Here is a 22,198-nt window from a genome sequence, read left to right as displayed (position 1 = left end):
TCGATGTTGGATCTGGTTGTCCAAGGTTCGCGAAACGAAGACCGTTGGCGTCGACCGGTCTCCGACCTCGATGCCAGCCACCCGATCGTGTTGGGTCGCGACGCGGGGACGTGGTCGATTCCCTGGGACGATCGGATCTCGCGGCAACATGTGCGCATGACGCGCGAGGGGAAACAGCTGCGGATTCGCAGGATCGCCGCGGCCCGGAACCCGATCTTTTTTAAGGGCCAGCAGAGCGAAGAGTTTCTGATTTCGGTCGGCGAACATTTTGTCGTCGGCGCGACAACGTTCACCCTGGTCGATCGCCCGCAGCTCGATTCGCCCGATCCCGAGGGCGAGCTAACTCAACACGCCTTCGACGCTCAACAATTGCGTCGCAATCCGTTTCGCGATGCTGGCCAACGGATCGAGGTCCTGCGGCGGCTGCCCGAACTGATCTCCGGCAGCAACAGCGATCAAGAGCTATGGGTTCGCGTGGCGACGGTGCTGCTGCAAGGGATCCCCAGCGCATCGGCGGTCGCCGTCGTCGGGCTCAATCGCAGCGACACTCCGGAAATCAGCGTCCAGCATTTTGATAGCCGCGTGCCGACGTCGCAGGAACGCGCCCCCAGCGCCAGCTTGGTCCGCAAGTCGCTTGAATCGGGGGAGAGCATTTTGCATTTGTGGAACGGCGGCCGGGAGTCGCAGTTCACGCAGCTCGACGGAATCGACTGGGCCTTCTGCGTCCCCGTGATCTCGGGGACCGACGGGCTCGGTCTGTATGTCGCCGGAGCGATGGCGGGACTGTTCAACGGCCCCGCTGGAAACGCTGCGTCGCAAGCTGCCGACGTCTTGCAGGACGATTTAAAGTTCTCCGAATTGGTCGCGACCACGATTGGCAATCTCCGCGACATGCGAGCCCTGCAGCGACGCCAGGCCGGCTTGCAGCAGTTCTTCGCGCCGGTGGTGATGAACGCCTTGGGGAACAAAGAGACCGAAGACGCGTTAGCGCCGCGTGAGACCGAACTGTCGGCCCTGTTCTGCGATCTCCGCGGGTTCTCGCGGCAGAGCGAAAAGGCGCAAGGTCGGCTGTTGGAATTGTTGGAACGGGTCAGCGAAGCGCTCGGCGTGATGACGCGGCACATCCTCGATTCGGGCGGCGTGATCGGCGACTTCCACGGCGACGCGGCGATGGGTTTTTGGGGCTGGCCGATTGCTCAAGTCGATGCGCCCGGCCGCGCTTGCGCCGCCGCACTGGCGATTCTCGAAGAGTTCACATCGGCCGGCAGCGATGGCCGACTGGCCGATTTCCGCTGCGGCATTGGGATCTCCAGCGGACGCGCTGTCGCCGGGCGGATCGGGACTGTCGATCAGGTGAAGGTGACAGCGTTTGGCCCGGTCGTGAACCTCGCCAGCCGCTTGGAAGGGATGACAAAGCAGTTGTCGGCGGAGATCTTGGTCGACGAAATCAGCGCTCAATACATCCGCGACTTTGTCCCGCCAACGACATGCCGGATCCGGCGGCTGGCGCGGGTCCGACCGGCCGGAATCGCAACGCCGCTGGTCGTCAGCCAGATCCTGCCTCCCGAGGGTCCGCTGTGTGGGCTCTCCGATGCCGACATCGCTACCTATGAAGAGGCGCTCGACGCGCTGTTGGACAAGCGTTGGGGAGATGCCTTTGAACGCTTGCACGCGGTCCCGGCGGCGGACCGCGCCAAAGACTTTCTAACCGTCTATATCGCTCAACACGGCCGCGTCGCGCCGTCGGACTGGAACGGCGTGATCGACCTGCCGAAGTACTGACGGTGCTATCACTAGCAGAGATTGCCAGTTAGGATTCTGCTTCGCGTCGCGGTTAGTTTGCGTTGCGTGAATAAGGAATTTTATCGCATGAGCGTTCAGCTAGATATCGAAACCGTCGAGAAGAGCCGAGCGGTGGCCGTGGGGCAAATCGAATTTGCTCGCCAGTACACGCTCGAACTGCTCGACAACACGCCGCAAGAATTGTGGTTTCAAATGCCCGCCGGCTTGCCGACTCACGTCGCTTGGCAAGTTGGCCACCTCGCCTATTCGCAGTACGGCCTGCTGGTCTTCCGGCAGCGCGGCCGCGAGCCCGAGGACCTTGAATTGGTCCCCGGCACGTTCCGCAAGAAGTACGGCCGCGGGACGACGCCCCAGGCCGATCCGGCCGGCCAGCCGACGCCCGATGAACTGCTGCAACGACTCAGCACGATCCATCAACGATCGATCGAGGTCGTGACCGAAAGCTCGCCGCAGCGACTGCTCGAACCGATCGACATGCCCTACGCGGTCTATCCGAACAAACTGGGGGCGATTCTGTTTTGCCCGCTGCACGAACATATCCATGCCGGCCAGATCGGTCTGCTGCGGCGGATGCTCGGCCTGAATCCCGTCCGATAACGAAGCGAAAGAAGCAAGCACAGTGGATGTTGTCAACGAAAGTATCTACGACCACCCGAAGTATTACGACCTGGTCTTTGGCGCCGACTGCGCCGCCGAGATGGGCTTCATCCGCGACATCAACGACGTCTATCTGGGCGGCAAGGCGCGGCGGCTATTTGAACCAGCTTGCGGCACCGGGCGATTGTTGTACGGTCTTGCCAAACACGACTTCGAAGTCTCCGGGATCGACCTGAATCCCAAAGCTGTCGAGTTCTGCAACAAGCGTTTCGAACGCAAAGGCATGAAACCGACGGCCTGGGTCGCTGACATGAGCGATTTCAAGCCGAAGCGAAAATGGGACCTCGCCTTTAATACGATCAACAGCTTTCGCCACCTGACGACTGCCCAGACCGCTCACGATCACATGCGTTGCATGGCGGCGGGGACCAAAAAGGGAGGCATCTATCTGGTCGGGATCCATCTGACGCCCACCGCGGCGGCCCCCAGCGAAGAGGAGTCGTGGGCGGCGCGGCGCGGACATCTGTCGATCGTGACACAGATGTGGACCATCGAACGCGCCCCGCGAAAGCGGATGGAACGCTTTGGGATCCGATTTGATATCTTCACTCCCAAGGGGCAGAAGCGGATCGCCGACGAACTGAGGCTGCGATCGTATACGCCCAAGCAATTCCAGTCGCTTATCGATACCGAGGGGAGCTGGGATATCGTCGGCACCTACGACTTCGGCTACGACGTTTCGGAGCCGATCACTGTCGACGCCAGCTGCGAAGATGTCGTCTACGTGCTGCGAAAGCGCGACTGATCACCCAGCAGCTCGATCGCTGCCAGCAATCGGGCTATCCGGTGCCCCATTTATTTAGTATCCACCGAAAGATAGCGATGGTAGACTGGAAGTCTGGGATTTCATCAACATCACGCGCGACATAGCTTGGATAGATGGCGGATCCGACAGTTCTCAACGAAACGGGTATCGACGCTGCGGCACGTGATTACATTGCGTGGGTTGCCGATGCATTGTCGCTACGCGTGCAAGCCGATCCGCTCGGCAATCTCGAATTGTTGCCCATCGCGCCAGCATCCGATACCGAACGTCCAACCGCTGCCGCAATCACGATTGAATCGACGCTCGATTGCGCCAAACTGTGGGATCTGCAGCGGCAGTTCGCAGGGGGCGCGATCGAAGCTCAAGCGGCGGGCGAATCGAGTCACGTTGCGGGAATCGCCACGGTCGTCCTTAAGCCCTACCAGATTCGCCAAGGGCGCGTTCAACTGGCGGGCTGCACGCTGGAACCGCGACCGTTCCTGCGGATCAGCACCTTGGCAACCGAAATCGAACATCATTGGTTCGACCGCGATGGCAACGTGGTAGCCGCCGAACTCGCTGCCCGACTGGAACTCGACCGTTTGGTCGCCGTTGCACCACGGTTAAAAGCGAGCGACCGTTCGACCGTGACCGCTTGGATCGATGCCGCCATGGGCAGCCTGACGAACCGACAAACCATTGGCGTCGCGGTCGCTTGGTCCCCCTGGGTCGCTGGCAAAGTGCGGATCCAATTCGACCAGGGCGAACAAACTTCGCTCGCGTTCGAAGGTTGGGGAATCGAGTGGGAAAGAGGGGGACTGCATCCGCCTTTGTTTCGATGCCCGATCACTGGAATCGAATCCTACAACATCGTTTGCACCGACGAGGGAACGATCACGGCGCGCGAAGCGTTGGGGCACTGCGAACTTTCCGGCAAAGAAGCTTTGCAAGCCGAACTGGAGCGATGCGCGGTTACTGGAAAGACCGTGCTGCCAGACCTGTTGACCACGTGTCCGATCACACATGAGCGATTCTTGGCCGATCTGGCAAAAAAATGTGAGTGGTGTCAGCGGCTCGTTTCGCCGCTAGCGATCGATCAACAGCGTTGCCAGCAATGCTCCGAAGCAACGGCAACCGATGCATTGGAAACCGTCGTTTGTGAATTCACCGCAGCGCACCCCGAATTCAAAAAGCTGGCGCGGTGGAAAGGATGGGCATCCGACGAACTGGCGCTACTCGTCGGCCGTCGTTGGTTATCCGAAACACTTGTCTTGGTCAGTCGCCCCGGAATGCAGATCCTTCGGACCGGGTCGCGAACGCGTTTTTCGAAGACCTGGCAGTTCGAAGACTGAACCCACCAGAGACCGGATTATGAAGCGGGCGCTTTCTTGCGGCTGACGGTGATCAAGCCGATCAAGCAGACCGTCGCGACGGCATACGAAACGAATGCCCAGCGTTTCCAACTGTCCCGATAGACTTGGACTTGCGCATATCCTGGCATCCGCCGGACGCCCATTCCGGGCTGCCCGTAGTTCATCCAGAACTCAAGCAACTGCGGCGCCTCATAGGTATCGATCTCCTTCTCACCCGTGGCAATCATCATCGCGCGCGTCGGCGGTTTTTCGATCTGCAACCAGCGGTAACTCGACCACGCCGACATACCTAGCGATGCTAGCAAACAAGCAAAGATAACCGAGAAGAGTAGCCCTTGGCCACCCGACCACCCCCTGGCCGGAGACGCCTCTTCAGCGACTTGAGCGGAAGGCAATTGCTTCAAGTCCCGCAGCTTCGGCAGCTGTATCGATTGATTGCAGTGGGGGCACACGATCGACTGCCCCGCTTGCGCCGCGGAAATCGGAAAGCTTTCGCCGCAAGGGCAGGTGAATAAGTGCATAAGTCCGAATTTTCCTGCTAATTATCAATCTTTGGCATCAAAATTTATCAAGCGAATCGAGTCGAACCTGAAAACGTTAACACTAGACTGTAGGGTGTTTGTGACTAGAATTCGAGTAACCGCTGTCGTGCTCAACAAATCAGAGTGAATCGGGTTGCATCCTACCTCCCGACGCTTCTATCAACGGGCTCGATCGTCCGTACACGCTCGTCTGGGATTCGCGAGTATAGGTGCTACGACAGTGGACGTTAGGGGGTTCTGTGTGTTTTCGGGGAATCGAAAGACTTCATCGAAGTTTGCCGATTGACGCTGCGACATGCATCAGCCGCTCGCGAGTGATTCGCTTTGTGACTGCGTGATCGACGGTTCGGGATCATGGGATTACCGGCTTAGAGTCCAGGAAAAATTGGGACACATCCGCAGCACAATTGAGAACCTAGACTTGAGTGTTTCTGTTCGCGTTGGCACAGATTGCGCTGCCACATCAAGCCGGAAGGTTTGTGCAATTACAAAGTTTTAACAAATGGTTTCGGGGAGCCGAAGACGCGCGTAAGGGTGGTAAAGTTACATGTCACTGATATGAATGAGTGACGTGGAGGCAGCTTTATGGAGGCGATGCTGCCCCGCCTGATACGTGCCACAGCCAGATAATTAGCCCACAGGAGTAAGGACTTGTACGATTCGCTGTTGGACGATTTTGAAGATGATTCCCCACGCGACGATGCCGTGGAGGGGTTTCGTAAAATTCCTATCGATGATGATACCGATGATGATACTGCTTTAGATACCGAACAAGTTGCCGAAGGCGACGTCCAACTGGAAAGCCCGGACGAATTGCTGGCCGAAGTCGAGAGTGATTCGTGGTCCGACGATCCTGTTCGCATGTACCTCACGCAGATGGGCGAGATCCCTCTGCTGACGCGCCGCGAAGAAATCCTGCTCGCCAAACGAATCGAAGAGACTCGCCGCCGCTTCCGTACTAAATTGCTCGAATGCGATTACGTGATTCGCAATGCGTTTAAGACGCTGCGCCGCGTGAACAATGGCGAGCTTCCCTTCGACCGAACCGTGCAAGTCTCGGTAACCGATCGATTGGAAAAAGATCAGATCCTCGGCCGGATGCCTCACAACCTGAAAACGCTGGAAGTTCTGCTGAAGCGGAACCAACGCGATTACCGCACCGCGCTCAGCAAGTCGGAATCCAAGGAACGTCGCACCGACGCTTGGCGTTCGCTCGCCCGTCGCCGGCGACGTGCCGTCCGTCTGGTCGAAGAGCTTGGCCTGCGGACTCAGCGGATCGAAACGATGATCGGCACGCTGGAGAAATTCAGCCAACGATTGGACGATCTCAAAGCGGAGATCTCTAAGCTTGGTCGCAAGAAAGAGGACCGAGAACTGAAGGATCGCTTGTTGCAAGAGTTCCGTACGATCATGGTCGCCACCCAAGAGACGCCCAAGAGCTTGCGTGAACGAGTCAACATGCTGAAGACCGTTTATTCGGAATACCAGCAGGCCAAGCGTGAACTCAGCGAAGGTAACTTGCGATTGGTCGTTTCGATCGCCAAGAAGTATCGCAACCGTGGCCTCTCCTTCCTGGATCTGATCCAAGAGGGAAATGCAGGTTTGATGCGTGCTGTCGACAAGTTTGAATATCGTCGCGGTTTTAAGTTCTGCACCTACGCCACGTGGTGGATTCGCCAAGCGATCACTCGGGCGGTCGCCGATCAAAGCCGTACGATCCGAATTCCTGTGCACATGGTCGAAACGATGAGCCGCGTGCGGAATGTCGCTCGTCAATTGCTGCAGGAACTCGGCCGCGAACCGACGATCGAAGAGACCGCGCGTCGCGCCGAGACAACCGTTGAAGAAGCGCGTCGGGTGTTGGCGATGAGCCGCTATCCGATCAGCTTGGATCGTCCGGTTGGCAACAGCGAAGACAGTCAGTTTGGCGATCTGTTGCCCGACGGCACGGCCGAAAGCCCTGCGATCGGTGCAGCTCAAGAGATGCTTCGCGGCCGAATCAATTCGGTCCTGAAGAGTCTCAGCTATCGCGAACGCGAGATCATCAAACTGCGTTACGGCCTTGGCGACGGCTACAGTTACACGCTTGAAGAAGTGGGGCACATCTTCAAGGTGACGCGAGAGCGGATTCGTCAGATCGAAGCCAAAGCGGTTCGCAAGCTGCAGCAACCTAGCCGCAGCCAAGATCTCGTCGGCTTCCTCGACTAGCATGTTGAATCGCCGGTCGCCAGAATGCGTAAGCAGGCAACCGGCGACAACCATTTCGAAAAGCCCTCGGTCTCATCCACCGAGGGTTTTTTGTTGCCTTTCGTCTTTTGGAACTGCAAGCGACCACGGGGAAGATTGGGGCCATGCCGACCGTCCAAGAGGTTCTCAACCAAGGCTGGACAATCCAGCAGCAGGGGAACTACGCCGCCGCCGAAAAAGTCTACCGGCACGTCCTGCAACAAGCGCCCGGTTCGGCCGCCGGCTGGTGCTACCTGGGAATTGCGTTGTACGACCAACGCCGCTTCGAAGAATCCGAAGCGTCCTACCGGAAGGCGATTGCGTTGCAAAACCACTTCCCGATTGCCTGGAACAACCTAGGCAACACACTGCGGATGCTCGGGCAGGTTGAAGGGGCCGACCAGGCGTTTGAAAGCGCCTTGCAGCAGGACCCAAATTACTTGAGCCCGCTGAAGAACCGCGGAACGCTATGGGTTTGGACCGGCCAGATCGATCGCGGGCTGGCCGCCTTCGAATCGGCTCTTAAGGTAGCTCCCCACGACGCGGAACTGCACCGAAACCTGGGGGTGATCCACTTACTGAAAGGGGACTTTCATCGCGGCTGGGACGAATACCGCTGGCGTTGGCAGATGCCCGGCTTCGTGCGTCCCAACGTCACCCAACCGGTTTGGGACGGCAGCGACCCGCAAGGCAAAACGTTCCTGCTCTATTCGGAACAGGGGCTGGGGGACGCGATCCATTTCGTTCGGATGGCGATTACCTTAAAAGAGCGCGGCGCGCGGACGATCGTCCAAGCGGCCCCCAAGCTGATCCCGCTGTTAAGCACATGTCGTGGCATCGACCAATTGATCCCCGAGGGGATGCTGCCGGCACGTTTCGATTTCCACTGCTCCTTCATCGACGCAGCCGATCGGCTGGGGATCGATGCGGAATCGATTCCCGACGTCGGCCCCTACCTCGGGCCCCCCGAAAACCTGCAAGGCTACTGGGCGAACTGGCTCGCACAGCTCCCAGGCAAGAAAAAAGTAGGGATCTGTTGGCAGGGGAATCCGCAACACCAAGCCGACATCTTCCGCTCGATTCCGTTGCAAGCCTTTGAACCACTGGCGTCGATCCCCGATGTGCAATTGGTCTGCCTGCAGCACGGATTTGGCATCCAACAGCTCGATCAGGTCGGCTTCGCAAACCAAATCGTCCGTTTGCCAGCGAACCTCGACCAGTCCAGCGGTGCCTTTATGGATACCGCAGCGATCATGAAAGGCTTGGATCTGGTCGTCACCAGCGACACCTCCGTCGCTCATCTCGCCGGAGCTCTGGGAGTACCGGTCTGGGTCGGACTGCCCAAAGTCCCCGACTGGCGGTGGTTGTTGCAGGGGGAGACGAGCCCCTGGTACCCCTCCATGCGGCTATTCCGACAGCCCGAGATGAAAAATTGGGCTGCCGTGATGGCAGAAATTGAGCTCCACATGAAACAGACCGAAAGCCGCTCGTCCGTACCACTCTAAAGAACCCTGCGTTCTTTATCGAAACGGGACAAAAAACAAACATTGCCACCACTTGGCACGCAACTTGCTTAATGCGAGAAGCAACTGAGTCAGTCCGACAACCGGTCGGCCCAACTGTGAATAGGAAAAGAATGAAACGAATAGAAGCAATCATCGACGCCGAACACTTCGAGAAGGTGAATGCCGCCCTGCAAGTGATCGGTGTCCACCGAATCCTCGTCACCGAGGTCCGCGGCTTCATTCGCAAGCGAATGCAACCGGTTGGGTTTGATCTGGCGGGGAGCTTCTTGTTTGTCCCTAAGTGGAAGCTCGACATTTCTGTTGTCGACGCCCACGTCCGCCGCGCCGCCCACGCGATCTTCGCAGCCTCCAACACCCGCGTGATTGTCGATGGCAAGCTGTTCCTGGAAAACCCGGATGGGGAATTTGCCGCTCCATGGGCCGAACCCCAACTCAACGGCGCGGCCTCCTAAAGCCCTCTCGAGGCGGGATGCCGCCCCTGGCAGCCACGGGGAGCTCGGTTGAGATCTTTCCGGCAGCCGCACCTGCCGGGAACGCTCTGCGAACTTCCATCCAATACGATCAGATCCGCACGAGCCACCGCCCTAGGGCTATCGCTGACGAGAACGTCGCGGCCGCGATGAACGAAACGACGGCCCAGCCCCCAAACGCAGCGGCGTCTTCGCCAACGAGGAGCTCGATTCTTCCGTCGGGATTGCCTGGATCAGCACACCACAGCCCGGGCAGAAACAAGCCCATTCGGACAAACGTTTGCCGCACTGGCTGCAGGGGACCAAATGAGGGTTCAAGCCGTCTCGCCACTGCGTTTTGACAAACGCGAAGAACCGTGCGATCACAAGAAAACACCCTACGGCGACGACACCATTGATGAACACCTTGTTTTCCACAAGTCCCTGAACCAAATCTGACGTCATCCGCGAATCCTTGTTGAAATCGAAATTGAGAAACAACCGGTCCGCCGAAGTGACGGCAGGCGGCCGAAAAGGGTCTACTGAAAAAATACCCACGGGCTACTGAACGTGCCCCCGACATAATGCTGGATCGCAGGGACGTGAATCGATAATCTTCCACTCGATTCCATTTTCATCGATCACTGTCGGATAGTGCGGGGGCGCGACGACTGGCTTCTCCACTCGCACTCTTTCAGGCAGCTCGACAACCGCCGACCCGATCGGAGGTAAACGCCGTGGCTCCGATTTCGCTACCGGTACCGCCATGGCCTCGAACTGTGGAATCGCCACTTCCCCCTCGGCAATTGCCGGTCGCGGTGTCGCCGTCAGCTGAACGCCCTCTTCAGCCGTGGCGGGCGACTCCGCGACGCCATCGGGCGAGGGAACCTTCACCGCAAATTCGCTAGTCGCAACCGCGACTCCTAAGACGCCGACAAATATCGATTCAAACAGATAAGAAGATTGGCCCATCGCTTTCACTCGATTCGACGATGAAATGGAATCACCCGAGGTGCCCAAAAAACAGCGGGCAGCGCGAAGGGCTGTCCGAATTGCAGGCAAACCCTGCATGGATATTGGGCACCGCCCAACGTTCCGCCTGAAAAGAACGCCTATTCGCTGCGTCTGTTACTGAAAGCACAACTTGCGCCAATCGATCCATCAGCGGCGTGGAATCGACTGCCTGCACCCGCAGCCCACTAGCGTTTGTCAGTCCCCGACCGATCGCCCTGCGAATCGCCCGACGTTTCCGCTTCGGCGGCGGCGTACAATTCCGCCAGCTGAAGCATCAAAGGCTCCAGTTGCGCGAAGTACGGATCCGTGCCGAGTTCCGATTTCCGCAGCTTCAGTCGATCGATCTCCGTTTCGATCGCGGCCCGCGATTCCCGCTGGGCCGGGCTCATCACAACCGCCTGCGGCGATTGAAAGATCACCCGCCGCGCGGCCACACCGCCGTCGCGAGCCGCCTTGGGCTGGGGGACCGCAACGGCCGAGGTCCCTTGAAACATCGTCGCCGGAGTTCCCAAGCGATCACCACTGTCGTCGATCAACGCATGTTCGGTGGCGATTCGGTTCTCCGATTCATAGAACTTGGCAACCTGATCCGACGCACTCAGGAAGGCCTCCAATAGCGAGACTTCATCGTCGTGGTCTAGATCGGCGGCGATGTCCGAAATCGCTTGCGACAGATAGTCGCCGAAGCGAGCGTAGTTCTGCTCCTGTCCACTTTTGGTCGCCGTTACGATCGTCCGTCCCGCGGCCGACAACCGATTGATAAACGGACCGCTCGCCGACGCGCAATTCACCACAATCAAAGGACTCCGCATCGGCTCGATCCAGCCGCTCAACTCCTCCGCCGAAACATCGGGGCCGCGGAGATTCAACTTCGCCGACTTGCCGTCGAACGTACCGTGGCCGATCAACACGACCCAAACCGCTTCGGCTTTTAAATCACTCAGCTCCGCCAGTCGCTCGTTCAAGCGATCCTTGTCGCTCGAATCACTCTGCCCCTCTTCACGGCCAATCTCGTGATAACTCGCCCCGTCGAGCAAACCAGCCGCCGATTTCCAGCGATCGGCCCAAGTCGCAAACGCTGTCTGATATTCTTCGCTGCCGCCGGCTCCCACGACGACCAACACCTGCGACGGGGCAGGGGGGGCATCGTCGCTGCGGGCGACGCGAACGAACATCAACACCGCAATCAGGCAAGCCAGCGATGGGATACGACGAATCATAGGTGTCTCAGTCTTGTCGAGTTTCGGGATTTGCGGACCATGCATCCAATGCGTCTTGCTTTAGGGCATCCCATGAAAACGGCGAACGCCCCATTCGCCACACAAACAGGCCAGAGCGAAGATCAAAACCCACGGACCATGCCACAGCGGAGCGAGGTGACGCTGAGTCAGTGGAATCTTCTTGTTGTGCAAATTCGCAACAAACGAATCGAGGTCGTCCTGCGAAATCACTTCGCCCCCGGTTTGATCGGCGATCTGTTGCAGCAAGTCCTTGTTAACGGCAAGCCGCTGGAATTCAGCGGTCGCCGTCTCGGTAGTCCAACCTGCCTGCTGGCTGCCGACGTCGCTGCCATCGGGCCCCGTCGCGACGACCTTTACGCGATACGCTCCATCTTTGCTGGGCCAGTAGCTGGCGGTATAGACGCCGGCGACTTGGTCGCTGGGCTGCGTCGGCAACTGCATCTCTTCGCCGTCGGGCTGCACCACCGTCAGGGCGACCGAGGCGTTATCCAACGGCAGGAACTCCGGATTGCGAACCGTCACGGCGATCTCGATCGGCTTGCTGCTGTCTTTGGATTCCTCGAGATCGATCTCGACGCCGCGCGGCACGTCGGCGATCATCCATCGAATCGTCTGTCGCCAGACCTGCTGCAGGTCTTCGTTTTCGCCAGGCTTTCGCCGCATGCCCCATCGCCACAAATCGCCGATCAACAGCGCTCCCGACCTTCCCTTGCCATAGCGTTGGACGACAAGTGCCGGCTGCTGGCGATCCCCCGTATCGGCGGCTGCCAACATCGACGCCCCAGGCTTCACATCGCCGACGCGATTGAGTGTCCCGAACTCGGGCATCTCGGCAAAGCGTTTCTTTTCTGCCGCTTCCGTCTCTCGCAACCTCAACCACGGTTGCAGCCATCCCTCGCGTGACAGCTCCATCCGGGCGACCGTTCCGCCCGAACGCGCGTTGCCGCGAGGGAGATAGACCGGCATCAGATCGGCCAACGGCGTGTGTTCATAATCGCCACCGGCGAAGGACTCCTGGCCGCCGAGCATCAGCAGGCCGCCACCGCGAGTGCTGACGAATTGACGCAACATCAGCATCTGATCCTGAGTAAAAAAATCGGCATCGACGTCGTCCAAGATGATCGCGTGGTATCCGAACAACTCCTCGGCTTGGCGTGGAAAACCTTTACTCAGCTGCTCCGCTTCATCGACGCCCAATCGCAACAGCACCGGTTCATCGTATTGTTCGGCACTCTCCTCTTCGTTTTCATCAAACCCCGAAAACAACGGATTGGAAGAATTGACGCCGCGATCGCGGAAGCTGAACTTGGGCTCTTTGCGAGCGATTCGCAACAGTCCCACCAAGCGGATTTCATCATCCTCCTGCAACGCCCGCCGCAGGAATTTGAATTCCCAGTTCGGCCGCCCCGCAACATACAGCACGCGATAGGGACCTTGATCGCGATCGATCGTCAACAGGCGAAAATTGTTCGCAAGCGTTGCTTCGACCTTCGTTTCGCCTTCCAAATAGGCAGTCCGTTGCGATTTAGGAAACGTATCGATCGAATAGAATTGCAGCCCCGATTTCTTCGGGCGAAAGCGGAACTCGACGTCGGCGGCCGGCTTCGCCTGCGTCAATTCCAACTCCTGCTCCTCCACCGCAACGCCCTCTGCATCGAGCAAGCGGACGACAGCCGTCGATTCTTTTAAACCGGTGGCCGATAGCTTCGCAGTGACCGTCACGGGAGAGGCTTCAAAGTTGGTTTGGGCGGTGCTGACCTGATCGATCTTGAGGTCCGCGATCGCTTGATCGACCGAATCGGTGACCAGATAAAGAGGAAATCCAAGCGAGGACCAATCGAATCCGGTGTCGGCCAGGTCGGTTGCGTTCCCATCGGTGAACAACATCAGGCCGGCGACGGGACGATCGCGAAAACGAGCGGCCAAGGTCGTTAGCGTCGCGGTCAACGAAGACGATGCGCCGTCAAATTCGAGTGCCGATAGATCGTCGACGTTTTGCAAGCTGCGATCGAAGGCATAGCGTCGCACATCAAAGTCTTGCGATAGCCGAACCTGCCAATCCGCATCCTGTTTTAAGACCGCGGCCAATCGCTCGCTGCGCGGCTGCGATTGACCGGGGGTGCGGATCTGCATGCTGCGACTGTTATCGACGACCACGCCGATCAGATTCGCATGCGGTCGCGGACGCTGACTTTCCAACATCGGTTGCAACAGGCACAACGCCAAAGCGGCGATCGCGATCCATTTCAGTAGGCCCGCAAAAATCAGTGGCCCGCGCCGCGACGATCGCCCACGTCGCCAATACGCCCAGGCCACGACAAACAGCGACAACAGGCAGATTGCCACGGCGGCAGCGGTCCATTGCGGAGCGGCGATCAGGATCGAATCAAACATAAACTACTTACACTTGCTGGGACACTTCTCGCGACCACGGACCGATGAACGCAGCAACCAGGATTGAATAAATTAAAACTACTTACCGCTGCCTAGCTTCTCGTAATACTTCTCGACCTGATCGGCGAATTCGACGGGGACCGGATCGCGATCGATCGGCACCAAGGCGTTGCGATCGGCCGACCGCCGCAGCAGTTCTTCGGCCACGCGTTGCTTGAGTTCTTCCAGCGGACGAGCGATCATTTCGCGAACCAAATTCCATTGCGGCGACTCGCTGTGCCGCTTCAAATTGATCCGGACCTCGCGTGCCGCTTCGCGAACCTGAGCGACTTGCGATCGCAACTCGGGATCTTCGACCAGCTCTTCAATCTCCCGCAATCGATCGCTCCACTCACGGAAACCTTCACCGGTCAGCGGTGCCGCACCACGTCCCTCCACCGCCTCGGCAAACCCTTCGATTCCACCACCACTTCCCCCACGCCCCGGTTGCGACTGTCCCGGTTGCGACTGTCCCGGTTGCGACTGTCCCGGTTGCGACTGTCCCGGCTGCGACTGACCAGGCTGTGACTGACCAGGCTGTGACTGACCAGGCTGTGACTGCCCAGGTTGCGATTGACCAGGTTGCGATTGACCAGGTTGCGATTGACCAGGTTGCGATTGACCAGGTTGCGATTGACCAGGTTGCGATTGACCAGGCTGTGACTGACCAGGTTGTGACTGACCAGGTTGTGACTGACCAGGTTGTGACTGACCAGGTTGTGACTGACCAGGTTGTGACTGACCAGGTTGTGACTGACCAGGTTGTGACTGACCAGGTTGTGACTGACCAGGCTGCGACTGACCGGGTTGTCCTTCTCCAGGTTGCCCTTCGCCAGGTTGTCCTTCGCCAGGTTGCCCTTCGCCAGGTTGCCCTTCGCCAGGTTGCCCTTCGCCAGGTTGCCCTTCGCCAGGTTGCCCTTCGCCAGGTTGCCCTTCGCCAGGTTGCCCTTCACCAGGTTGCCCTTCGCCAGGTTGCCCTTCACCAGGTTGCCCTTCGCCAGGTTGTCCTTCGCCGGGTTGCCCTTCGCCGGGTTGCCCTTCGCCACGCGGATCGTTCTCCCGAATCTCGTCGCTCAACTGATCCGAGACCTGCTCCAGTTCGCCGAGCGCCCGCCGCAAGCTTTCAGTTGGATCGCCGAGGACGCTTTGAGCGGCTTCGTCGATCTCTTCCCGCAACTGACCGATCCCCGCTTCGGCTGCCGCGGTCGCCTGACTCGCGTCGGGATCGAGTCCCCGTTCGAGCAACTGGTTGGTCATATCCAACTGCTGATCGACGCGGCGTTGCTGTGTCTTGCGGAACGAGTCGTACAGTTTTTCCGCCAACAGAGGTTCAGAGGTCTCCGCATCGCTGACCGTTCGCTCCATGCGATCGAGCAAATCGGCAAGCTGCTGCCGTTGCTGACCGATCCGATCGCGAATCTGATCGCGATCCTGCGGGCTTCGCAGCGATCCGGGATTTGTCTCCTCCAGCTGTTCGATCTCCTGGCCGATCGCTTCCTGTTGCTCTTGCAACTGTTGAGCCTGTTGTTGCATCTGCTGCATCGATTCGGCGAAATCGCCCGCCGCCTGCTGCCGCACTTCATCCCGCATCTGCTTGAACTCGCGTTCGGCTCGCGTGCCCGCCGACAACGCCTGCGAGACATCCTGCTGCTCCAACGCTTCGCTCGACTGGCGTACGTTCTCGCGGGTCTCAGCCAGCTGTTCCTGTTGGTCTGCCGTCGCCGGTTGATCCTGCGAGGCATTCATCCGATCGGCCAATTCGTCGGTGTCGCGCAACAGTTCCTGCTGCTCTTCGCGAAGCCGTTTTAATTGCCGTTGGATCTCTTCTCGCTCCTGTTCGGTCTGAGCAGCTTCGAGCGCCGACTGCAGCTGCTTCAATTGTTTGTTGAGGTCCTCTTGCCGCTGAGCGAGTTCACGCAACCGGTTCAACACCTGCCGCATCTCGGTCGCCTGTTGCTCCTCTTCGGAACGGGCCTGCTGTTCGGTCTCGTATCGGTTTTCGTCGTTCTTCAGTTCCAGTTGATCCAACTGTTGTTGGCGTTGCTGTTGCGATGAACTGCTCGATTTCGATTGCGATTGCTGCTGTCGAGAGACTTCGAATTCGCGAGCCCTCAATTTCAGCAGCCCTTGATAAGCCGCTTGCTCCGATGCCAACGCGGGGGAGAGCAGGGGAGGGGAGTTTGCATCGGCGACAGCCGCCAATTGCGTGACAGCTTTCTGCATGAACGCGTCAGCCGCCTGCACATATTCTTTGGACTGCGGATCGGTCAGCTCCGCCGCCAGCTCCTGCAGTTGCTCGATCGCCGCCTGTTGCGATTCGTGCAGCAACGCGACGTCGTCCGCAAAAGCAGCCGATGGTTCCGCGGCGGTTTCGCGGCGAATCAGGTTCCAAGTTCCGGTGATGATCTGCTTTTGCAATTCCGCCAGTTCGTCGGCTTGTTGCGCGTTGGGGCTCGAAGGAGGTGGCTCGCCGCCAGCGGGCGGTTCCCCTTCGCGAAAGATCTCTTCGAAGTGCCGGACTTCGGCGAAGAACATGTCGCTCTCGGATCGCCGCGGCTGACCTTGGGCATCAAAATCTTCGGCCCAAAAATGATACGACAACAATTGATCGGGTTCGGCAGCGAGCGCTTCGAAGTCGATCATCGGCGACGCTTCACGCTCCTCTTTCCGCTGCGTCGTTTCTCCGAGCACGATCTCGTGCGGCTCCCCCCCCGCCATCGCATAGGCGAGCCCATATCGCAACAGACCGAAGTCGTCGCGAAACCGAGCCCCAACTTGCAGCTCTTCCAACGGCGAGACGCGAACGTCTCGGGCGGCGACCAATTTCATTACCGGCGGTTGATTGGGCTGAACGCGAGCTACCAGTTCGGGCGGATATTTGTTCTCGCGTCCCTCGGCGTCGACCAACTTCAACGTCCAACGGGTCGATTGCTGCAGCGTGACCGTGGCCCGATAGTGCAACGGGTTTTCCGCGTCGGCCGACAGCGGCAAGACCTTGCCCTCATCGTCGACCAACGTGCAACTGGCGACCGGCTTGTTCAGCTGGCAGATCCAGGTCAGCTGAGTCCCCTCGACCGCGCTGACGCGCCGCGTGTCGTCGACTTGCTTTTCCTCGAGTCCCGTGTACTGCGGAAAGACCAGCCGCGCGTCGGATCGCTGCAGCTGAGGGTAATCGAAGACGGTGACCTTATATGTCGGCGACACCTGGCCGTCGTATTGCACTTCGTAATTCGTCGACTCGACCACTTCGTTCAGATAGCCACCAAAGACGGGATCGCTCAGGTTCCGCGTCATCGCGGACTGCGTCTGCTGGTCGCCACGGCGAGCGATCAATTGAACCTCGCTGGGTAACAGCCCTAGATCGTTAGCTCCGAACCGAGCGGTGACGACGAGGTTGCTGCCCCGTTCGATCTCGACATCCCCTGGCTCGACGGTAATCTCCGCCGATGGCTGCAGTTCCGCGAGCGAGGCCGGATCGGTGCCGCGGTGCTTGGCGTTTGCCAGCTGAGAATTCAACCCGATCCCAACCAATACCAGCAAGCCGAGCGCCAGCGCGTTGACCGCCCAGGCGAATCGTGTCGCCAATTGGTTGACAGCCAATGTCCACCGATGCGTCGTGCCATGGTGCAGCGTCTCATCGATCACCGCCGTCTGCAGATAGTTCATCGGCGTGTTGATGTCGGCGGGGCGTTGATCGACAGCGGTCAACAAGCGTTGTCGCAGCGTGGGAAAGTGGGCTTCGATCCGTGCGGCAACAGCTTTGGAATCGCGGAACGAACAGAGACTCAAAGCGCAGGCTGCGACCAACAGCCCGCCCAGCGTGGCTGCCGCAACGCCAAGGGCAACGTTCGCGGAAAGCTCTCCGCTGCGGACCTGCCACAGCAACGAGAGGGCAACGAAAGCTGTCGCCAGCCAGACCGCTGCTAATAGCCACAGCAACCGCTGACGGCGCAAGCGACTGGCAACCGATTCCAGTAGATCTTTGAGTCGAGCATCCAAATCGCGATCCCTCCATTCCTGCGTGTCACCACGTCAAACGCCCACCACACTCCTCTGCGATTGTATCGCGCCGCCGAGCGCCGAACTACGTTGTCGAGCCAATGCATGCGATGTCGCCCGCCGGGCTGCCGCCGCAGAATCTGCCGCGCTCCCAACGGAAAACGATATCGCCGCAGAGCGAAAGCGATCAGAACGCGCATCGCGGACGTTCGAATCCGAGCGATTGCGGACTCCGCAACGCGCACGGTTGCTTTATTTCCCCGCCAGAAGCCACTAGGTTGATTCATCGCGCCGTCGAACGATTAGACTCGCTTGGTCGGTTAGCGCTGACTTTGAACTGCCCTCAACAGGAGTCGATTTTATGATGCGGACGTTGCTGCTGTTTTTGCTCGTCTCTGTACCAACGATCGCGATGACCGCCGATCGCCCCAACATTCTTTACATCATGTCGGACGATCACGCCGCGCCGGCGATCTCCGCTTACGGCAGCCGCCTAGCCAACGTTGCCCCGACGCCTCACATCGATCGATTGGCGAAAGAGGGTGCGTTGTTCACCAACGCCTTCTGCACCAATTCGATCTGTTCGCCATCGCGGGCGTGCGTGATGACGGGCCAATACAACCACACCAACGGCGCGTTTGATCTCAGCGGCCGCGTGGCTCCCGGCGAACAGATGCTGGCGATTCAGATGGGCAAGGCGGGTTACCAAACCGCGATGATCGGCAAGTGGCACCTGCACCATGAACCGGCGGACTTCGATTATTACTGTGTGCTCCCCGGCCAAGGGAAATACCACGACCCGGAGTTTTTGGTTCGTGGCGACAAGCCGTGGGGGAAAAACAAGCTACAGTTTCCGGGCAAACATTCCAGCGATGCGATCACCGACCTGACGCTCGATTGGTTGAAAGATGGCTGGAATCAAGAGCAGCCATTCTTCTTGATGCATCATTATAAAGCGCCTCACGATTACTTCGAAAACGCCGAGCGCTACGAGTCGTACCTGGCCGACGTCCAGATCCCCGAGCCCGATACGCTGTGGCATCGCGATCCCAAGTTTGGATCGCTGGCCACGCGAGGCGCCAACGACGAACTGCTGCCTCATATCGGCACGTCGATCGGCGGACGCAATCTGCGGCGTTCCTACCTTGGTGATCTACCGTCACTCTATCCTAACGAGTTCCCCAAGGACTTTGATGCCGCCAAATACAGCGACGAAGAAAACACACGGCTCGCCTACCAGGCCTACTTAAAGAAGTACCTCCGCTGCGTCAAAGGGATCGACGACAACCTGGGCCGGTTATTCCAACACCTGGAACAAACGGGGCAGATCGACAACACGATCATCATCTACACCGGCGACCAGGGTTTTATGCTGGGCGAGCACGACTACCAGGACAAGCGTTGGATGTTCGAAGAATCGCAGCGGATGCCGTTTCTGGTCCGCTATCCCAAAAGCGTTCCGGCGGGGAAGCGGTACGACACGATCATCGAAAACGTCGACTACGCCCCGACGATGCTCGCGTTGGCGGGCGCCGAGATCCCCGCTTCGGTACAGGGGCGTTCGTTTAAGTCGCTGCTGGAGACCGGCAACGAACCGGCCGACTGGAAGCAAGCCGCTTATTATCGCTATTGGATGCACATGGCTCACCACGACAATCCGGGGCATTTAGGCATTCGAACCAAGACGCACAAGCTGATCTACTTCTACGGCTGCAATTACGACGGCGGATATCAAACGCCGGCGGGCTGGGAGCTTTACGATTTGGTGAACGATCCGCAGGAGACGAGGAACCTCTACGACGATCCCAACCAAGCGGAACGGGTGACTGAGCTGAAAGCTCAACTGGCTCGGCTGCGTCAAAGCGTGGGAGACGACGGCAGCCATCATCCGAAGTGCGAGGCGATCGTGCAGGAGTTCTGGGACTACGACGAAGCCGATCGCGCCAAGGCGAGGAAGATCTCCCACCAATACCTTCAGCGCCGCCAGGCCGAACTGAAAGCGGGCAAACTGAATACGCGAACGTGGCAGGGTGAGTAGACCGCAAGAGAGCGATCTGTCAGAAGAACTGCGACTCTTTGCAGTTCGTCGGAACCACGACGTAGAGACGATCGAAGCGTGGCATTGATCCGAATTCGCTGTCGATCGTTTCGACGACCGCAGCGACGGCAGATGGCGAGCCCCAAGAACCTAGTCGACGGCGACGCGATTGACGACAGTCCAACCGGGAGCGGTTTGGCGAACGGTCTCTTGAGCGAGCTGCTTGTGATAGAACGAGCGAACGCGGCCGCTGATGCACAAGCATTCACCATCTTCGACGATTTCCAGATCGCGGAGCTCGGTGATGGGGCTTTCGTGCAGACGATTCCTCGCTTGCATCGAGGATTGAGGTTCGAGCGTGTCAATCATTTGATATCCTTATCGTGGGATGCATAGATAAAAAGGACGCGAAAGGGCAACGTCGTGCTGCAAATCTCGATGCATAACATGGGGTTTCAGCGGGACCATTCCCAAGCAACGATGGGGATCAATGGCTGTCCTTGTAAGTTATTCCCGAGCATGTGCAAATGTCAAGTGAGCAGATTGGTGCCTCCCCCGTTTTATATAGGTTTTGACTCAATTGGGGCCCTTCTGTCTCCCCCCACCTTGCAACGTATTCAGCGCATCGCGGAGCTGGATTTCTCTAGCACATTTGCTAGCATGCGGCTGCTGTCAGGCCAGACGATACCAATTGTTATGCTAGCAAAAACTTTCGCATTTTTTTTGATTCGGTAGCTCGCCGCGAGTCCGTTGGGTGGGGCCTGACCGATCGCCTTCGATCGCAAGGGAAGGGGACTGACAAAGAGTTCTCGATCGCTCGCGCCCCGACTCCTCGCCAGGGGAGCTCCGGGAACTGCCCACCCGCCGAACCATCCCCAAACTCCCCAACGCTCAAAACCTCCCCGCAACTTCTCTTCCGCCATCGAGCTCGGCTCGCTATAAGCTTTTCTGTGTTTGCTTGTCTATTCATCGGAGGGATTGGTTGTGGATCAGGGTTCGCTTCGTCGCGTCGCTGTCTTGCTGGACAGTCTCGATCAGGTCACGGCGACCCAGTTGCTGGCCAAGATGCCTCCATCGCGAGCGGCGCAGGTTCGGTACGCAATCTCGCAGCTCTCCGGAATCGATCCGCTGGAACGGAAGATGGCGATCGCCGACTTCATGCAGAAGTCGCAAAGCGTCACCACTCCAAGAACGCCCCCCGTCCACTCGGAACCCGTCGTGGCGGCGGCTCACACCACAACCGCTTCCCCCGCGGAACACTCCGCCGACGAAGAAGCGGAATCACACGATCCGCTGCATTTTCTGAACGAGATGCCGATCCGTGCGCTCGTCAGTGCCCTGTCGGATGAACACCCGCAAACCGTTGCGATCGTATTGGCATCGATGCAACCGGCGGTCGCCGCCAAACTTCTCGGCGACCTTCCGACAGCGGTTTGCAAATCCGCGATCCAACGGCTGGCTGCGATCACGGAAATCCCCAGTCAAGCGATTCAAGAGATCAGCGAGCACTTGCAAGGGCTGATGAAGAAGGTGATGCCGGCCGAACCTCAGGCGGGCAGCCGATCGTTGGCCTCGATCCTAACTCACTTGGACCTTACGCAACGCGAGCAAATCCTGACCGACCTCGCGACCGACCATCCCGAACTCGTGGCTTCGCTGCCACCGCGGCCCCTCGTCGACGAGGAAATCGCAACTCCCGAACCGCCGCCGCAACTGGACGAGACCGATTCGATGGCGATCGATCCATTGGAGGTTGTCGACGAATTGCACCTGGATCTCGACAGCGAACCGACGCCGATCGATTTTGCGCCGATCGAACGCCTGCCCGCCGATGCGCTCCGCCGCGTGCTGTTGGAGGTCGAGGTCGACACGGCCATCCTCGCGTTGTGCGGGATGGATCCACGCGTTGTTCAGCGATTGTTAGCGATCCTGCCACGCAATCAACGTCGCGAAGTTCAGGGATTGATGCGGCAAATCGACAACGTCGAACTGCGACAGATCGATGCCAGCCAACGCGAACTCTACGACGCAGCGATGCAATTACATGACGCGGGCAAGCTGCCCGAATTGCATACCCCGACGTCGTCCCCATCCCAAATGAGCTTCGCAGCGTAAGCGACGCGACTGCCCCTTTCCCCGCATCCACCGAGTA

At 58.9% G+C, this 22,198-nt stretch carries 16 protein-coding genes; 9 read left to right on the top strand and 7 right to left on the bottom strand.

Annotated features, from left to right (window positions below; translation table 11 throughout):
• Nucleotides 1-3: 3 nt before the first annotated feature.
• The 4 genes from Poly24_RS03090 (at nucleotide 4) to Poly24_RS03075 (ending at nucleotide 4,557) form a co-directional block, all read left to right on the top strand.
• Nucleotides 4-1,782 carry an adenylate/guanylate cyclase domain-containing protein gene (locus Poly24_RS03090; RefSeq protein WP_145090290.1) on the top strand — a complete coding sequence of 593 codons (1,779 nt, stop codon included), beginning with the start codon at nucleotides 4-6 and terminating at the stop codon, nucleotides 1,780-1,782.
• 87 nt (nucleotides 1,783-1,869) lie between these two features.
• On the top strand, nucleotides 1,870-2,400 hold the full coding sequence (locus Poly24_RS03085; RefSeq protein WP_145090287.1) for a DinB family protein: 531 nt from the start codon (nucleotides 1,870-1,872) through the stop codon (nucleotides 2,398-2,400).
• 22 nt (nucleotides 2,401-2,422) lie between these two features.
• Nucleotides 2,423-3,205: a class I SAM-dependent methyltransferase gene (locus tag Poly24_RS03080; protein WP_145090284.1), complete on the top strand. Its 783-nt coding sequence runs from the start codon at nucleotides 2,423-2,425 to the stop codon at nucleotides 3,203-3,205.
• Between the two features lie 134 nt (nucleotides 3,206-3,339).
• A complete protein-coding gene (locus tag Poly24_RS03075; protein WP_145090281.1) occupies nucleotides 3,340-4,557 on the top strand; it encodes a hypothetical protein in 1,218 nt (405 codons plus the stop codon).
• A gap of 17 nt (nucleotides 4,558-4,574) precedes the next feature.
• On the opposite strand, the gene Poly24_RS03070 is transcribed toward Poly24_RS03075, so the two are convergent.
• Nucleotides 4,575-5,099, bottom strand: coding sequence for a hypothetical protein (locus Poly24_RS03070; RefSeq protein ID WP_145090280.1), 525 nt, complete (start codon nucleotides 5,097-5,099; stop codon nucleotides 4,575-4,577).
• Nucleotides 5,100-5,771: 672 nt separating this feature from the next.
• Between Poly24_RS03070 and Poly24_RS03065 the strand changes: the two genes are divergently transcribed.
• The 3 genes from Poly24_RS03065 to Poly24_RS03055 all read left to right on the top strand — a co-directional run bounded on the left by Poly24_RS03065 (nucleotide 5,772) and on the right by Poly24_RS03055 (nucleotide 9,324).
• On the top strand, nucleotides 5,772-7,328 hold the full coding sequence (locus tag Poly24_RS03065; protein WP_145090277.1) for a sigma-70 family RNA polymerase sigma factor: 1,557 nt from the start codon (nucleotides 5,772-5,774) through the stop codon (nucleotides 7,326-7,328).
• 143 nt (nucleotides 7,329-7,471) lie between these two features.
• Nucleotides 7,472-8,851, top strand: a complete 1,380-nt coding sequence (locus Poly24_RS03060; protein WP_145090274.1) for a tetratricopeptide repeat protein — start codon at nucleotides 7,472-7,474, stop codon at nucleotides 8,849-8,851.
• A gap of 131 nt (nucleotides 8,852-8,982) precedes the next feature.
• Nucleotides 8,983-9,324, top strand: a complete 342-nt coding sequence (locus tag Poly24_RS03055; RefSeq protein ID WP_197452285.1) for a P-II family nitrogen regulator — start codon at nucleotides 8,983-8,985, stop codon at nucleotides 9,322-9,324.
• Between the two features lie 138 nt (nucleotides 9,325-9,462).
• Here the strand turns inward: Poly24_RS03055 and Poly24_RS03050 are convergent, their stop codons facing one another.
• The 5 genes from Poly24_RS03050 to Poly24_RS03030 all read right to left on the bottom strand — a co-directional run bounded on the left by Poly24_RS03050 (nucleotide 9,463) and on the right by Poly24_RS03030 (nucleotide 18,008).
• The gene (locus tag Poly24_RS03050) at nucleotides 9,463-9,786 is read right to left on the bottom strand and encodes a hypothetical protein (protein ID WP_145090268.1); all 324 of its coding nucleotides are present in this window, start codon (nucleotides 9,784-9,786) and stop codon (nucleotides 9,463-9,465) included.
• A 96-nt stretch (nucleotides 9,787-9,882) separates the two neighbouring features.
• Nucleotides 9,883-10,293 (bottom strand): hypothetical protein, encoded by a 411-nt coding sequence (locus tag Poly24_RS03045; protein WP_145090265.1) that lies wholly within the window; start codon nucleotides 10,291-10,293, stop codon nucleotides 9,883-9,885.
• A gap of 227 nt (nucleotides 10,294-10,520) precedes the next feature.
• Nucleotides 10,521-11,555 (bottom strand): hypothetical protein, encoded by a 1,035-nt coding sequence (locus Poly24_RS03040; protein WP_145090263.1) that lies wholly within the window; start codon nucleotides 11,553-11,555, stop codon nucleotides 10,521-10,523.
• Between the two features lie 60 nt (nucleotides 11,556-11,615).
• Nucleotides 11,616-13,970, bottom strand: a complete 2,355-nt coding sequence (locus tag Poly24_RS03035) for a glutamine amidotransferase (protein WP_145090260.1) — start codon at nucleotides 13,968-13,970, stop codon at nucleotides 11,616-11,618.
• 78 nt (nucleotides 13,971-14,048) lie between these two features.
• Entirely contained in the window at nucleotides 14,049-18,008 is a 3,960-nt protein-coding gene (locus Poly24_RS03030; RefSeq protein ID WP_145090257.1) for a hypothetical protein, read from the bottom strand.
• Between the two features lie 364 nt (nucleotides 18,009-18,372).
• Between Poly24_RS03030 and Poly24_RS03025 the strand changes: the two genes are divergently transcribed.
• Nucleotides 18,373-20,046, top strand: a complete 1,674-nt coding sequence (locus Poly24_RS03025; protein WP_197452563.1) for a sulfatase family protein — start codon at nucleotides 18,373-18,375, stop codon at nucleotides 20,044-20,046.
• 150 nt (nucleotides 20,047-20,196) lie between these two features.
• Here Poly24_RS03025 and Poly24_RS03020 read toward each other — a convergent pair whose 3' ends face one another.
• Nucleotides 20,197-20,415 (bottom strand): BON domain-containing protein, encoded by a 219-nt coding sequence (locus Poly24_RS03020; RefSeq protein WP_145090251.1) that lies wholly within the window; start codon nucleotides 20,413-20,415, stop codon nucleotides 20,197-20,199.
• 615 nt (nucleotides 20,416-21,030) lie between these two features.
• On the opposite strand from Poly24_RS03020, the gene Poly24_RS03015 reads away from it, so the two are divergent.
• Entirely contained in the window at nucleotides 21,031-22,161 is a 1,131-nt protein-coding gene (locus Poly24_RS03015) for a FliG C-terminal domain-containing protein (RefSeq protein WP_145090249.1), read from the top strand.
• Nucleotides 22,162-22,198: the final 37 nt, after the last annotated feature.

The organism is Rosistilla carotiformis, from assembly GCF_007753095.1.
In the GTDB taxonomy this organism is placed as follows: Bacteria; Planctomycetota; Planctomycetia; order Pirellulales; family Pirellulaceae; genus Rosistilla; species Rosistilla carotiformis.
Note: the sequence above shows the minus strand (reverse complement) of the source record. Positions and strands in the feature narration are given on the sequence as shown.